We start from the raw sequence: 15,353 nt of genomic DNA on the forward strand, positions 1-15,353 counted from the left end.
GCTATATCCTTTCAACAATTATCTCATTACATCCGTAATGGTGAAACAGTGCTGCAAGCTCATTCATGGCATCAGTATTTTCGGGGGCTGAATCTGTTACGATAAGCACAGAATCGTACTTTTTAATATCGTACAGGAAAGTCTGCCTGCCTTTTTCGTAGAAGCTTTGCAGCTTATATCCGTTGAATACGGGATAGTCTGCGGCTTCGCATATCCCTATGGGACTGCGGGTGGTGGCATGGAACTTCACGCTGTTGTATCTGCCGCTGTTTTCAAGCTTTTCAGCTATGATAAGACCTGCATACATACATTCCTCGGTGCCGATGACGGCTATATCTTTCCCTGTGGGTATCATGGTGCTGTCGGCTGAATCTATCATATCATGCCGTGATAGGATGCTGTCAGCATACTCCCCTATCTTAACACCTGTTCTGGGTGTAGTGCAGGGATCAGGTTTAGTAAGGCATGATGCTTTTATCATACTGTCAGCTTCAGGCAGGTCATCTGCACCGCGGATATTGAATGCGTTTACTGTATCTGTATAGTCAATATTCTCTATCTTCAAAAGCTGTCTGCAGATCATGCCGCGGCTTTCAAGGCGGCTGATATTCTCATCGCTCATGCGGTTTATGACCGAAGCGGCAACTATCCTTTTGTCGCAAAGCTGAGGAAATTCATCCCTCATCTGTTCTATCATATTGATAAGGGTCTTGCCTGTAGAGAACTCATCGTCCACGAATATGACAGTATCGGTATCACCGAGGGCTGCAGCAAAGCCGTCTGCAGAAAGCTTCTGCTCGGTAGCATGGCTGTGTTCCTCCTGAAATTCTATCCACCTGCTGACCTCCGTTACTTCCTCACGGGTGGTCTGTATATATGTACAATCCCTGCCCATACATTCAGCAACGGCAGCACCAATGGCTGTAGCGGTTTCGGCAAAGCCTACCACAAGCTTTGTACCCGGAAATTCCCTGCTCAGTTCTCCGCCAAGAGTGCGCATCATAGCAAGGGATGCCTTGGGACTGACAGGTATATGCTTGCCCTGCAGGGGGTCTACCAGAAGATAGGTGCGCTTTGTGTTGTGAAAGCGTTTTGCAAGACGCATAAGCTGTTCCACGGAATATCTTTTTATCGTGGTCTGTTGGTTTTCCATATTTTATCTCCTTTGTCCAAATAATATATGCTCAGTAAAATGCCCGTGATATCCTCACAGACATTTTACCGTTCACATAGTCATTACCGTAAACACGGCTCGCACAAAAACGTGTGAGCCGTGTACAGTATGATATTTGTTTTATTCAGCCTTAGCAGGTGCAGATACTGCCTTTCTGATAAGATCGACAGGTATCATGGTGAGTGCCATGAGTACTACTACGATCCAGCCTGAGATACCGAAAGGTACACAGCTGAACATCTTACCCAGCCACTGGAAAGGTGCCAGGGGGATAAGTGCGCAGTTTACGATCACTGCCTGAACAGCCATAATTGATATCATAGTCTTCAGGAAACCGGGATTAAGGTTCAGACCCTTGAAGATGCCGAACTTTTCATCTCTAACATTGAAGCCGTTGGCAAGTGCGCTGACAATAAACAGTACGAAGTAGCCTGTCTTCAGTTTCTCGATATTACCGCCGAAGAAGTTCTGGCAAAGCAGACCCTTGGAAAGATCCTTCATAACGTCGCCCACGCTGTTGCCTGCTGCAGGGATCAGGAAGTACAGGAAGCTCATGATAGTCAGCCATGCGCCCATTACACCGATCTGTACAGCCATAGGCTTGCTGATGATGCTCTCATCTCTTCTTCTGGGCTTCTCGCGCATATACTTCTCAAATGCGGGCTCATTACCCAGCATGATAGCGCCAAGACCGTCCATAACGAGGTTGACGAACAGCAGGTGTGTTACCTTCAGGGGTTCTTCGATACCGAAGAAAGGTCCGAAAGCGGATACCAGTACAGCTGCAACGTTGATCACCAGCTGGAACTTACAGAATTTAAGGATATTGTTGTAGATGGTTCTGCCGTAGAGGATAGCATCCTTGATGGACTTGAAGTTATCATCGAGGATAACGATCTCGCCTGCTTCCTTGGCAGCTTCGGTACCGCTGCCCATAGCAAAGCCGACATCAGCCTTTTTAAGTGCAGGGCTGTCGTTTACGCCGTCGCCTGTCATACCTACAACGAGGTTCATTTCCTGACAGATCCTTACCATTCTTGACTTATCTGTAGGAAGCGCTCTTGCAATAACACGGATATCTCTTACGATCTTCTTTACTTCGTCATCAGACATCTTGTTGAGTTCAGCAGAAGAAAGTGCTATATCCTTGTCACTCTTGATAAGACCTGCATCCTTAGCGATAGCCTTTGCGGTTTCAAGACGGTCACCAGTGATCATAACTACCTGGATGCCTGCCTCCTGTACCTCGTGGATAGCTTCCTTAGCCTCGGCACGAACATCATCACGTATACCAACAAGACCGATGATAACAACATCATCATTGATCTCATTCTCTACCATAGGCTTTTCGGAATAACCAAAGCTCAGTACACGCATTGCCTTGTTTGCAAGTGCATCGATCTTTTCGTTCAGCTTGTCCATATCTATATCCTTGATATTGCCGTCGGCATCAAGGTACTTTGCAGCCTTTGCGAGAAGTCTTTCGGGAGCGCCCTTGTAGAAGGTCTTGCCCAGATTATCTATTCTGGACTGGCTGAACTTGTTAGCGGAGTTGAAGCCCTGATATGTGGTGACTTCATATTCCTTGTTATCCTTCAGTGCATTGAAATCAGCCTCACCGATGAAGTGCATCAGAGCCTGATCTGTGAAGTTACCGCCGATGACATTGTGGTTGCCGTCGAACAGTGACTGTGTATTCTTACCGATGGAGATATCCAGCAGTTCTTTGACTTTCTTGCTGTTTGCAAGCTTGTCTGCGGGAACGACTTCGCCGTCAGCAGTGAAGAATTCAACAACTTCAAGCTTACCCTTTGTGATAGTACCTGTCTTATCGGAGAACAGAACGTTCAGCGAACCTGCTGTTTCAATACCGACAGCCTTGCGGACAAGTACGTTATGGTCGAGCATCTTGCTGGTGTTCTGCATAAGAACAAGGGAAATCATCAGCGGCAGACCTTCAGGTACTGCGCAGACAACTATGATGATAGCGATAGATACACCTTCAACAAACTTGCCTATGATATCACCGATAGTCCAGTTCTCTGTTATATTGAAGAAAACAGAGGGACCCTTGCCAAGTATCTCACCGGCATCGGTAGTTACATTTGCAAAGAAAATGAAATAGATCATGTAAACGATAGCTATAACGATAGCAGAGATATAACCGAATACGGAGATCTGCTTAGCAAGCTTGGCAAGCTTTACCTTCAGAGGTGAATCTGGTTCTTCCTCATTCATCTCCTCAGCCATCTTACCCATCATGGTCTTCAGACCGACCTGTCTTACATCGAGGTATCCCTCACCGTCGATACATACAGCACCTCTGAACAGCGAGTGTTCATCAACGAAGGTATCACCTGTGATATCTGTAGGCATCTCAAAGCCTGCCTCAGCAGCAGTCTTTTTACATTCCTCTGCCTCACCGTTAAGTGCGGAGTTATCGACTTTGATATTGCCGTGTACAAGCACACCGTCTGCGGGTATTTTGTCACCGGACTGGAGAAGTATCAGGTCACCCTGAACGACATCATCCACTTCGATAACATTGGTTGCACCGTCACGGATCGCCTTACACTTATCCTTTTCGGAATTTTCCTTGAGCTCGATATACTTCTGGTCGCTGGCTACATTAGTCTTTGCAGAAACAAATGCTACTATCAGTACAGCAACTATGGTACCAACAGGCTCATAAGGTTCAGCATAACCTACGAAAGCCATTATTATCATCAGTACTGCTATAGCCAGCAGTATCTTGATCATAGGGTCACCGAAGGTTTCAAGAAACTCTTTCAGGAACGTCGTGGGCTCAGCCTCAGGTATGGCATTGGAGCCGTTTTTGGCGCGTGATTCTTCGACCTGCTTTGAGGTCAAACCTTTAAGATCCATATAATTATACTCCCTTACAGATTTATCCAACAAAAACGTTAGAAATATTTGTCAGAAAATAAGGAGAAACCGCGGCGCCGCCGCAGTTCTCCTGTTTTCTCGGTTTAGATTCGGGTCTTTATCACATACCCGCATATCTCTTGGCGAGATCGGCTATGCTGCCGTCATTGGTACCCTGACCAATGGCATTGAACTTCCATTCGTTGCCGTGTCTGTATATCTCACCGAATACCATAGCAGTTATGCCGGGGTAGCTCTCGGTAAGATTGTACCTGCATATCTCATTGTTGTTCCTGCCGTCCACCAGCCTGATGAATGCATTTCTTATCATGCCGAAATGCTGGTTCTTCTGCATAGCATGGTAGATATTTACAGAAACTACTATCCTGTCATACATCGGAGGCACCTGTGAGAGATCTACAACGATCTGCTCATCATCACCGTCACCCGCACCTGTCAGGTTATCGCCCATGTGGACTACAGAACCTGTTGCATGACGAAGATTGCCGTAGTATACGATATCGTTCTTGTTTGTGAGTCTGCCGCCCTGAAGGAGGAAAGCCGAAGCATCGCAGTCGATAGTATCGCCGCCGACACTCTGCATATTTCCGGAGGTGTTTCCGCCGAAGAGGTTGGAGAAGAATCCACCCTGCTTCTGCTGTGCGGGTGCAGGCGCAGCCTCATCCCAGCCCAGACCGACAATTACCTTTGAAAGTCCTGCACTCTCTTTTGAAAGGCTGACTTTTTGTCCTTTTTGCAGATTGATAGACATGATCTGATCGCTCCTTAATTACTCAGCGTCGATGCCGTAGTGACCGCAAAGTGCAGCCAGACCGCCCTGGAAGCCGCTGCCGATAGCGTTGAACTTCCACTCGCCGTTATTTCTGTAAAGCTCGCCTACAACGATCGCAGTTTCGATGGAGAAATCCTCACCCAGATCATATCTGATGATCTCCTCACCGGTTGCCTGATCTACAACACGGATGAAGGAATTGGATACCTGACCGAAGTTCTGTCTTCTGTTGTCAGCATCATATATAGTAACAGTGAAAGCTATCTTGGAGATATTTTCAGGGATCAGGCTCAGGTCGATCATGATCTGCTCGTCATCGCCGTCGCCGCCGCCTGTCAGGTTATCACCCATGTGCTTAACAGAACCGCTTGCGTGCTCAAGGTTGCCGTAGAAGATGAATTCCTTCTCGGTGGGGCATCTGCCGCTGTCATCTACCATGAATGCAGCTGTATCCAGGTCGAAATCAGAACCTGAATCGAATGCGTTTACGTCCCAGCCCAGACCTACCATGATATTCTTCAGTCCGGGATTACCCTTTGTTAAGCTTACTTTCTGTCCTTTGCTAAGATTGATAGGCATAATATTGTCCTCCTTATAAATACATTTTGGCTTATTGCCTTTCTTTTGGTTTCGGGCTTTCGCCCATTTATCTCTCCGTATTTGCAATTATAGCAGATTTTACCCTGCTTGTCCAGCTACGCAAGTTGGAACTTCCGCAACGGGCAGTTGCAATTTACAGACAGCTTACTTTCTCTTGTCGGGAACATCGTAGTGAGCCTTGAAATCCTGCTTGATAGCTTCAAGTCTTACCTTATCTTCCTGACGCTTCTTCTTAGCCTCAGCCTCGATACCTCTTGTTTCCTCGATACCGTTCATGATGGTCTTCCATGTGGTCTCGAGAGTTTCGATCTGTATGGAGCTGCCTGAAGCAAGTCTTGCGGTCATCTTGGACTGCTCAACTGTATTATGTGCATTCTTTATGAGCATCTCGTTTGTCTTCTGATCGAGTGCTGCCATAGACTCAGCCTGTATCTTCTGACGTTTCAGAAGTATAGCCTGTGCCAGAGCCTGCTTGAATATAGGCAGGGTGATTATGAATGCGGAGTTTATCTTTCTTACCAGGTTGTAGTTTGAGAACTCCATGGTCTTGAGCATTGGTATGGACTGCATAGCAACGTTCTCGGCTGTTCTCAGGTCCTGTACTCTCTGTTCAAGCATCATAAGAGCCTGATTGAGGGACTGGAGCTCGAACTGTATGGAGTTGTCGCCTGTCTTGGTAAGCTCATCCTGCTTCTGTGCTATGTAAGCTTCCAGCTCACGGCAGCCCTGCTCACCTGCGAGTATATACTTTACAAGGTCGTGATAGAAGTTAACATTAGCCTCGAACATGGTGTTCAGCTTTCTGTTGGACTGCTTGATCTCATCCTCATATTTTCTCAGCTGAACGTAGATCTTATCCACCTCGTCACCCATAGTATGGTACTTTGCGAGTATCTTATCCAGCTGTTTTCTTGCGTTGTTGAAGAACTTCTTGAAGAACGAGGGATCGTCCTTTATCTCATCAACATCGAACTTAGACATGATATTGGCAAGCACCTGCATAAGCTGGCTGGTCTCGTCGATCTGTGTCATATTCATGCTGTTGAGCACCTGGTCGGAAGCCTTTGCTATCTCGTCGGCAGCCTCAGCGCCGAAGGTAACGATAGAATCCAGGTTATCAAGCTCGATAGTGCTTACAAGAGCATCTACCTCGGGTGAATTTACCAGCTCGGTGGTCATCTGCTCTCTGTCAGCCACGATATCGTACTTTTCTACTACTGAAAGCTCTGTCTCCTGTGCCACAGGAGCAGCAGCTGCGGTAGGTATTGCGTCTGTTGTCGGTGCTGCTGCAGGTGCGGCCTGGGGAGCAGCCTTTGAAAAATCAAGTCCCATAGTTATTTACCTCTCTTAAATATTCTTTCTCGCCATGAAGTTGGCTGTTTTTTAACTACAAATCTTCTCAGGTCTGGCACGTTAAGGTCGTAGACGTACTGCCCTACCTGATGCTCCTCCATAACGGTGGAGCTGAAGAATTTCTCAACGCTCTGATACCCTGTGGGCACGAAGAATACTATATCGAAGCCTATAAGGTTCAGGAATGCGATGATTATTGAATCCTCCAATGATATTACCCTTTCGCCGGGATTTACATATACCAGCTTGGGGTTTGACTTTGTAAAATCAAAACTCTGTATCTTTCTGACCATATCCATATTCAGGTTCATTATGGTCGCAACTATCGTATACTCTGTGCCGTTTTCAAAAGTGCCCTTTATCATACGGCTGTCGATGAGCAGCTGAAGCTTATCGAGTATATGATCCTGTATCTCATCCCTCAGGAAACCGTAGTGGTAGCTGGGGTGATTCTTTATCACCTGTCTTTGCAGCACTCCCCTTTTCAGGAACTCAGTGCTGTAGCTCTTCATCTCGTTATAGCTGTCAGAGCTTATATACGGCGCCTGTGTGATAAGGAATGTATCGGGGGTCAACAGCTGCTTGATGCTGCCCCAGTACTGTTCAAGGTCGCCGTCCTTTACACCTGATACCTTTGCGAAGATGACGGGCATATTCACCACGTCTTCAACTGTACTGAAATTCGGACGGTATTTAAGTTCCTCTTTCCAGAGCAGTGCTATCTCCTCGTACATTGTCTTTAGTGTTACCGCATTGGCCTTGGAATACTGCCTGTTGCGGTATATACCCGAGTCCTGATACATCAGTGTATCCAGTTCGCGCTCGGCATGGTACGCAAGGGTAGGCATCTGCAGCTGAGTAGTCTCCGACGGGAATTTCTTCGCATCAAGAGTTTCAGCACAATTCTGCTCAAACAGCAGCTTATCTTTAAGGCAGCACTTATCAGCGCTAAGGTCGGGCACCAGTATCAGCACATCCACAGGCAGCCTTGCCAGAAATCTCAGGAACATGGCTTCGTGCTCGTTCTTGCAGCCGCCCATGAGTATGAAGCAGGCAAGTTCGGGCATACGCCAGTTTGTGAAAAGCTGCGCCATATAGCGTTTCAGCCAGCATATCATATATACTGCCTTGTTGGTCAGCCTGTTGAGGTTGCTCGGATCAGCCGCACATTCGCCCAGCATGATATCCACAAAGTTTTTCGCCATTACCCTCTGCAGTTCGATGTTATTGCCGTAGCGTATCTGCAAAGCCAGATCGGCTATCATCTGTTCGGGCTGGTTATAGTATTTTCTCGGCACACCGTTTATCTCGTCCGGTGACGGCAGAGGTATGCCCTCATCTATCACCACGACTTTTCTGCCGTTCTTTTTAAGTTCAAGCTGCATCTGATAAAGGTCATTGAGGTAAGTCATCTTATCCCACACACCGTTTATCCTTGTGAAGATGTTATAATACATCTTCGGGTCAGAACCTCTCTCATTAGCTGGACGCTTGAAATCGGATATATGATCCTCTTCTCCGCTGAGCCATGCATTTGTGCAGTTAGTGAACCTCGGTTCAGCCCCGTATAGCCTCTGCCTGTTCGCCTGAGCCTGCTGCATCTGACGCATATTGTTAAGGCTGAAACCGTCGGGGAAAGCCCCCAGTCCTGCGATATCCAGTTTGAAGGAATCGGCTGACTGCGGATCGAGTTTCAGATATTCATCATCACCATGATACTGCAAAAGCACCACATCGCATCCTGCGTTTGAAAGTACGGTTATCAGCAGAAGTTCATAGTTGCTGATATCGCCCTCATAGAGTATCTTAGGCACCTTGCTCTCACCAAGCTGAGAAGTCACGCGCTCAAACTTATAGTAAAGCCAGCACATGAATTTGATATAACAGTTTTTCAGCATATTATCATTTTTACCCTGAGTTCTCAGCACACTCAGTGTATTGTATATAGAGCCTGCAACGGCACTGCGCTGGTATTCACTCATACGGGGGAGCCATTTTTTCAGCTTCATATTCAGGAAGTTCAGATCCATTTTGAAATCCATGCCCATCATTTCTTCAAAATAGGCGAGGTTCTTGTTATCGGGATTTGGTATCCTGCCCTCGATGATGACACCGCCTGTGCGTGCGGCTTCATAATATTTTTTCAAAAATTCCGCTACCTGCTCGTTATATCCGCAGAAGCGGTAAAAATAAACTCCTTTTTCGGGTCTTGCGCTAAGTTCCTTGAAGTAGTCATCAAGCCCGACCAATCTCTTATGTTCAAACATTCAGACATACCCTTATTTATCCGCTTAATAAGCCCTTATATCGGCTTTTTGCGGAGCATTATTTCTTTTTGGATAAAACCGATTATACGGCTTTATTTTCCTCAATTATTATACCTCATTTCACGAATAAAAGTCAAGGGTTATTCATAGTTTTGACTTCGATTCGTTAATTTATATATATCGGCTCGCTTATACTTAGTCATTTCATATAAAGTGAATATGATGATATTGTTAAAAACGTACTAACGGTCATTTAAAGCTCCAGCGTGTCAAATCACATTGTTTTAATAAGCAAAAAAGACCTGCATTGGCAGGCCTTGATTTGTTTGCTGTATCACGCATCGGATCAGTTTATCTCAAATCCCTTATCGCGGATACCGTCTATCAGATCACCCAGTATCTCCGCGTTGGTAGCTGACACCGAATGCAGCAGATATATCGCCCCGGGGTGAGCGGCATTTTTCAGCTTTTCAAGGGCTTCTGCAGGGTCTGGCTGAGCATCGGGATCCCAGTCGGCATAAGCAAAGCTCCACAGCATCGTCTTATAGCCGCATTCCTGCGTGACAGCAAGGGACTGTTCTGAAAACTCACCCATAGGCGGACGGAACATTGTCATCTCCACCCCGAAATTCTTGCTTATATACTCATGCAGTCCCATTATCTCGCTTCGGGCGGCATCGGGCGCAAGTGATGGCATAGAGTGGTGGTGTACCGAATGGTTCGCTATGGTATGACCCTCATCTATCATGCGCTGCACAAGTTCAGGGTTGCGCTCGGCATAGTCCTGCACCAGGAAGAATATAGCTTTTACATCCTTCTCTTTCAGTGTGTCAAGTATCTTTGCTGTATAGCCGTTTTCATACCCCTGATCGAAAGTTAGTGTGATGGCATCATCATCCTCATTTATGGCGGCTGCATTGTAGCTGCCGTAATCCCTGTTGAAATACAGCGCACCTGTTGTGCGGTTCCTTTCATCAACCTGTACGCCTTGTCCGTAACCGTGCTTCTCCGTCGAAAGCGCTGAGATATCCTTTGGTGTCTGTGTTGTTAGCATGACAGGGTCAGCCGTACCTTTTCTGCCCGACTTCACTGCCACTCCGCAGGCTGTAAGCACACCTGCCGTGAAAAGCGCGGCAAGTCTTGCCAGTATAAGCTTATTCATTCTGCATTCCTCCTTTTTCACATTATCTGCAAAAAAGAAGTTTTGATACACAAAAAGAGGACGGAAAATACTCCCGTCCTCTGAAAGCTCATATCAGTCCTGAAGATAATTCTTTACCAGCGCCTGAAGCAGCTCATCTCTGTCGATATGACGTATCAGACTTCTGGCGTTGTTGTATGTGGTTATGTAGGTTGGATCCTCGGAAAGGATATAACCTACTATCTGATTCACAGGATTATAGCCTTTTTCTTTAAGCGCGTCATAGACCTCCGTCAATGTCTTTTTAAGTTCGGATTCCTTATCACGCTGAAGTGAAAATTCCATTGTTCTGTCATTCATACGATTCATCTCCTTGCTATACAGCACCACTCCGTAAAAGTTAATATCATGACATCGGTGCTTGTATATTGTCCTTGATAATATTATACTCTACTTTTTGGAAAATAACAAGGGGTTGAATAAATTTTATCAATTTTGTACAAATTCAGTAACGAATTTTTAACATTTTGTATTTATCTGAGCTCAGCACCAATTGCAGCCAGTTCCTTTATAGCCTTTTCCATAGCCTTATCAGCCTGATCATCGGTAAGAGTGCCTTCCAGTGATCTCATGGAGATAGAATAGGATACAGACTTCTTGCCGGCCTCGATCTGCTCACCTCTGTATACATCAAAGAGAGTAACGCTCTCCAGTATACCGCCGACAGCCTTCTTTATAGCCTTTTCAAGCTCAGCAGCGGGCAGCTCCTCATCGCATACCACAGAGAGATCTCTTGTTGATGCAGGGAACTTGGGCAGAGGCTTGTATGTCTTGGTATCGCATGAAAGCTCCATCAGTTCGGGGATATTGATCTTGCCGATGTAAGTTCTTGCTTCGATGCCGTAGTTCTCCATTACCTTGGGGTGGAGCTCACCGATGATACCCACCTGCTTGCCGTCAACCTTGATAACAGCACATCTGCCGGGGTGGAAAGCGCTTACCTCAGCGAACTCGCAGTCATCACCGGGTCTTTCGTACTCAGCTTCCTCTGCACCTACCGCATTCAGCAGACCGTCAGCCATACCCTTGAGGGTATAGAAATCAGCCTTATCGGTGGTATCATAGAAACCGAAACCAAGTCTTACAGGCTCATTGGGGAGCACCTCGCCCTCAACGGGGATATACTCGTTGCCCATCTCGAACACATAGCACTCGGGGTTGCGGTAGCTGTAGTTTCTTGCAACAACTTCCAGTACAGAAGGAATGATAGTTGTTCTCATAACGCTGGTATCTTCACCCAGAGGGTTCATGATAGTAACAGTATTTCTCAGCTTGCTGTCAGCAGGGAGAGCTATCTTGTCAAAATACTTGGGCGAGATGAAAGAGAATGTCTCTATCTCGTTAAGACCCATTGAAAGCATAGCTGCCTTTACCTTGCGCTCGTAATTCTGCTTGGGGGTGCGCTGTGCGTTGGCAACACCTCTGATAATGGTATCGGGAATGCTGTTATAGCCGTAGATACGAGCAACTTCCTCAGCGATATCAGCCTTGCAGCCGATGTCAACCCTGAACCACGGAGCGTATACTCTGCCGTCCTTAACGGTGAATTCCAGCTTTTCAAGAATGCTGATCATCTCAGCCTCGGGTATATCAGTGCCGAGGAAATTGTTTATCCAGTCAGCGCTGAACTCAACATTAAGAGGAGTTTCGTTCTGGTAGTTCTCGTCGATAACAGTCTTTACAACTTCACCTGCGCCCAGTTCTTCAACCAGCTGGCAGGCACGCATAAGAGCCTCATAGCACTCGTGTGGGTCAAGACCCTTGTCGTATCTGGAAGAAGCATCTGTTCTCATGCGGAGCTTCTTGGCAGTTGTTGCTATGCTTGCGCCGTCAAAGCAAGCAGACTCAAATACAACGGTGGTGGTATCGTCCATGATACCGCTGTACTCGCCGCCCATAACACCTGCTACAGCTACGGGCTTCTTAGCATCGGCGATGACCAGCATTTCCTCGCTCAGTTCTCTCTCTATGCCGTCAAGAGTAGTTATCTTTTCGCCCTGCTTTGCGTTGCGGACATTTATCTCAGCGCCCTCAACATATCTCAGGTCGAAAGCGTGCATGGGTCTGCCATATTCAAGCATTACATAGTTTGTGATATCAACGAAATTGTTGATAGGACGAACACCGCTGGCACGGAGTCTTTCTCTCATCCATCTGGGAGAAGGTCCTATCTTGACATTCTTTACGATAGCACCGATGTATCTCTTGCAGAGGTCGGTGTTATGTATCTTGACTTTCAGCATCTCGTTGATATCGCCGTCAACGCCCTTGAATTCGGGAGCCTTGACTTTCAGCTCCTTGCCGAAAGTAGCGGCGGTCTCTCTTGCAAGACCGATAACGGACATACAATCGGGACGGTTGGAGGTTATCTCGAACTCAACAGTGGTATCATTGAAGCCGATAGCCTCTCGGATATCCTTGCCGACTGTCTTATCGCAGTCATCACCCAGTATGAATATGCCGTCCTCGATAGCATATGGGAAATCGTGTACCGAAAGACCCAGTTCGCCCAGCGAGCAGAGCATACCGTTAGAAGCCTCGCCTCTCAGCTTGCCCTTTGTGATCTTTACGGTCTTGCCCTCGTGAAGTACAGTTGACTTGTGCTTTGCAACAGGAACGAAATCGTCCTTCTTTACGTTCTGTGCGCCTGTAACTATCTGTACCAGTGCGCCCTCGCCGACATCAAGCTGGCAGATGAACATATGGTCGGAATTGGGGTGAGGAACTATGTCCTTTACCTGACCTACCACAACGTTCTCCAGATAATCGCCTTCTTCGTTATAGCACTCAACTTTTGAGCCCGAAAGGGTTATACCCGAAACAAAATCCTTTATAGGCATATCGCAGTCAACATAATCTGCGAGCCATCTCATTGAAAGATCCATTTATTTAAAACCTCCGTTATTAATCAATATTACCAGCTTATCAGAACTGCTCCAGGAACCTCATATCGTTCTCATAAAGCAGACGCATATCGTTTATGCTGTAACGTCCCATGGTGATCCTTTCAAGACCGATGCCGAAGGCGAAACCGCTGTATACCTCGGGATCTATGCCGCATTCTTCAAGCACCTTGGGGTGTACCATACCTGAACCAAGAAGCTCTACCCAGCCTTCCTGCTTGCACATGGAACAGCCCTTGCCGTGGCAGTTGAAGCACATCAGATCGACCTCTGCTGAAGGCTCGGTGTAGGGGAAGTGGTGGGGTCTGAATCTTACCTGAGTTTCCTCGCCGTAAAGACGCTTCATCAGCAGTTCAAGAGTACCCTTGAGGTCAGCCATAGTAATGCCCTTGTCGATAACAAGACCCTCGATCTGGTGGAACAGAGGTGAATGAGTAGCGTCAACAGCATCAGAACGGTAAACTCTGCCGGGGGAGATTATACGGATAGGAGGCTTTCTGTTCTCCATAGTCCTTATCTGAACGGAGGAGGTCTGTGTTCTCAGCAGAACGTTCTCATTGATATAGAAAGTATCCTGAGTATCTCTTGCAGGGTGATGCTTGGGCATATTCAGTGCCTCAAAGCAGTAGTGGTCTGTTTCTACCTCGGGACCTTCAACGATATCGAATCCCATGCCGAGGAATACTTCCTCTACCTGCTCCAGTGTAACCTGCAGGGGGTGTGCCCTGCCTATCTTCATAGGCTTGCCGGGGAGAGTAACGTCAAGTCTTTCAGCTTTAAGGCGAAGTTCCTCAGCCTTGCTTTTCAGCTCTTCCTTGCGTGCATTGAGAGCTTCCTCGATATCGCTTCTCACCTTGTTTGCCAGCTGACCGATAACAGGTCTTTCCTCAGCGGAAAGCTTGCCCATCTGCTTGAGTATAGCAGTCAGCTCACCCTTTTTGCCGAGGAACCTTACGCGGAAATCCTCCAGCAGCTTGATGTCGCTGATACCCGAAAGTTCGGATTTAGCGCGTTCTTCGATACTGGTTAACTGTTCTTTCATAATTTATCCTCCTAAAATAATACTTAACTTATATACTAAACTCTATTGCAAAATACGCATATAAAGCTCACATGAGCTATGCTTTTTGCAATTGGGAGCTTTAGAGGCGCATATTTTGCTATAGAGTTTAGTATATTATAGCTTACGTACTGTTTTAAGTATGTAAGTATCGTTATATACAACTTTTCCGCCATGCGCCTGCACAGCTTCGTATACCCCCGCAAAGAATGGTGTGCGGTAGGGTTCTTCAAGCGTTATGTGATCGCTGTGGGTGCCGATGTACTGAATATACTCGTCCGCCGTATACTCACGCCTGCCCTTGAAATACTTCGTTTCAAGCTCGGTAAAGCCGTAGTTCACCGCATTGTCGTAAACGAACCCACCCTTGTAGCTGGTCGGCGGCTTGAAGTATTTGTCATAGACCTTCTGTATATCCGCAAAAAGCGCAGGGTCGGGAGTTTTATAGTCCCCGCGGAGATACATCATCGCCAGCATACCGCCGCTGTTCAGCAGTTCAAAGGTCTTGCCGAAAGCGACTATCTCGGGTATCCACTGTATAGTCGCCGCGGAGTAGATAAAGTCAAACTTTTCACCATTAAAATCGTGGGTGATGAAGTCATCATTTATCAGCCTGTAATTGCCGCGTCCGCCGTACTTTTTACGCAGTACTTCCGCGAAATTTGAGCCAAGTTCAATGGCGGTATAGTCACAGCCCGTATCAAGTATCGGGTCGGTAGCCTGCCCCGTCCCGGGACCCAGTTCCAGCACTTTTGTACCCCTGCCGATATCCGCCTTAGCGATGATATGTGCAAACAGTTCATCACTGTAATGTATGCGCCACTTATCGAACTGCTCGGGTATAGTATCAAAACAAAGCCTGTATTCCATACGCCCCCCTTAAACAAAAAACGGTCTTGTCCAAAAAACAGGACAAGACCGACTAAGACGCATCTTGTATATGGTCAAACTTTAAAGTCTGACCGTGACCACCCTGGGGAACCAACATTCCCCTTTCCCGTAACGCAGGCACAGCGTCCGCACTTACAAGCCTAAGCCTTCGGCGCAGCCACTCACAAGTGAACTTCGGCACTCCGCGAAATAAACCGCTTTCAGCACCACAATGGGCGGTTCTCT

General features: G+C 46.9%; 11 protein-coding genes. All 11 read right to left on the reverse strand.

From position 1 onward, the window contains the following. Position 1: 1 nt before the first annotated feature. Entirely contained in the window at positions 2-1,153 is a 1,152-nt protein-coding gene (locus RUMAL_RS11960) for a phosphoribosyltransferase domain-containing protein (RefSeq protein WP_013498977.1), read from the reverse strand. 141 nt (positions 1,154-1,294) lie between these two features. Beyond that, positions 1,295-4,060, reverse strand: a complete 2,766-nt coding sequence (locus RUMAL_RS11965; RefSeq protein WP_013498978.1) for a calcium-translocating P-type ATPase, PMCA-type — start codon at positions 4,058-4,060, stop codon at positions 1,295-1,297. A gap of 121 nt (positions 4,061-4,181) precedes the next feature. Continuing rightward, entirely contained in the window at positions 4,182-4,832 is a 651-nt protein-coding gene (locus tag RUMAL_RS11970; RefSeq protein WP_013498979.1) for a TerD family protein, read from the reverse strand. Between the two features lie 18 nt (positions 4,833-4,850). Then, a complete protein-coding gene (locus tag RUMAL_RS11975; RefSeq protein ID WP_013498980.1) occupies positions 4,851-5,432 on the reverse strand; it encodes a TerD family protein in 582 nt (193 codons plus the stop codon). A gap of 165 nt (positions 5,433-5,597) precedes the next feature. After that, on the reverse strand, positions 5,598-6,785 hold the full coding sequence (locus RUMAL_RS11980; RefSeq protein WP_013498981.1) for a toxic anion resistance protein: 1,188 nt from the start codon (positions 6,783-6,785) through the stop codon (positions 5,598-5,600). Between the two features lie 2 nt (positions 6,786-6,787). Then, entirely contained in the window at positions 6,788-9,073 is a 2,286-nt protein-coding gene (locus tag RUMAL_RS11985) for a YceG family protein (RefSeq protein ID WP_013498982.1), read from the reverse strand. A gap of 346 nt (positions 9,074-9,419) precedes the next feature. Next, positions 9,420-10,235 carry a polysaccharide deacetylase family protein gene (locus RUMAL_RS11990; protein WP_013498983.1) on the reverse strand — a complete coding sequence of 272 codons (816 nt, stop codon included), beginning with the start codon at positions 10,233-10,235 and terminating at the stop codon, positions 9,420-9,422. 93 nt (positions 10,236-10,328) lie between these two features. Beyond that, positions 10,329-10,574: an IreB family regulatory phosphoprotein gene (locus RUMAL_RS11995; RefSeq protein ID WP_013498984.1), complete on the reverse strand. Its 246-nt coding sequence runs from the start codon at positions 10,572-10,574 to the stop codon at positions 10,329-10,331. Between the two features lie 173 nt (positions 10,575-10,747). Next, a complete protein-coding gene (pheT, locus tag RUMAL_RS12000; RefSeq protein WP_013498985.1) occupies positions 10,748-13,159 on the reverse strand; it encodes a phenylalanine--tRNA ligase subunit beta in 2,412 nt (803 codons plus the stop codon). 40 nt (positions 13,160-13,199) lie between these two features. After that, positions 13,200-14,219: a phenylalanine--tRNA ligase subunit alpha gene (pheS, locus tag RUMAL_RS12005; protein WP_013498986.1), complete on the reverse strand. Its 1,020-nt coding sequence runs from the start codon at positions 14,217-14,219 to the stop codon at positions 13,200-13,202. Between the two features lie 135 nt (positions 14,220-14,354). Next, positions 14,355-15,107 carry a class I SAM-dependent methyltransferase gene (locus tag RUMAL_RS12010; RefSeq protein ID WP_013498987.1) on the reverse strand — a complete coding sequence of 251 codons (753 nt, stop codon included), beginning with the start codon at positions 15,105-15,107 and terminating at the stop codon, positions 14,355-14,357. Between the last annotated feature and the right edge of the window lie 246 nt (positions 15,108-15,353).

The sequence above is a fragment of the Ruminococcus albus 7 = DSM 20455 genome, assembly GCF_000179635.2.
GTDB lineage: Bacteria > Bacillota > Clostridia > Oscillospirales > Ruminococcaceae > Hominimerdicola > Hominimerdicola alba.

Excerpts from the sequence above, each read along its gene's own strand:
- RUMAL_RS11960 (WP_013498977.1), bottom strand. The coding sequence starts at position 1,153 with ATGGAAAACCAACAGACCACGATAAAAAGATATTCCGTGGAACAGCTT.
- RUMAL_RS11965 (WP_013498978.1), bottom strand. The coding sequence starts at position 4,060 with ATGGATCTTAAAGGTTTGACCTCAAAGCAGGTCGAAGAATCACGCGCC.
- RUMAL_RS11970 (WP_013498979.1), bottom strand. The coding sequence starts at position 4,832 with ATGTCTATCAATCTGCAAAAAGGACAAAAAGTCAGCCTTTCAAAAGAG.
- RUMAL_RS11975 (WP_013498980.1), bottom strand. The coding sequence starts at position 5,432 with ATGCCTATCAATCTTAGCAAAGGACAGAAAGTAAGCTTAACAAAGGGT.
- RUMAL_RS11980 (WP_013498981.1), bottom strand. The coding sequence starts at position 6,785 with ATGGGACTTGATTTTTCAAAGGCTGCTCCCCAGGCCGCACCTGCAGCA.
- RUMAL_RS11985 (WP_013498982.1), bottom strand. The coding sequence starts at position 9,073 with ATGTTTGAACATAAGAGATTGGTCGGGCTTGATGACTACTTCAAGGAA.
- RUMAL_RS11990 (WP_013498983.1), bottom strand. The coding sequence starts at position 10,235 with ATGAATAAGCTTATACTGGCAAGACTTGCCGCGCTTTTCACGGCAGGT.
- RUMAL_RS11995 (WP_013498984.1), bottom strand. The coding sequence starts at position 10,574 with ATGAATGACAGAACAATGGAATTTTCACTTCAGCGTGATAAGGAATCC.
- pheT (WP_013498985.1), bottom strand. The coding sequence starts at position 13,159 with ATGGATCTTTCAATGAGATGGCTCGCAGATTATGTTGACTGCGATATG.
- pheS (WP_013498986.1), bottom strand. The coding sequence starts at position 14,219 with ATGAAAGAACAGTTAACCAGTATCGAAGAACGCGCTAAATCCGAACTT.
- RUMAL_RS12010 (WP_013498987.1), bottom strand. The coding sequence starts at position 15,107 with ATGGAATACAGGCTTTGTTTTGATACTATACCCGAGCAGTTCGATAAG.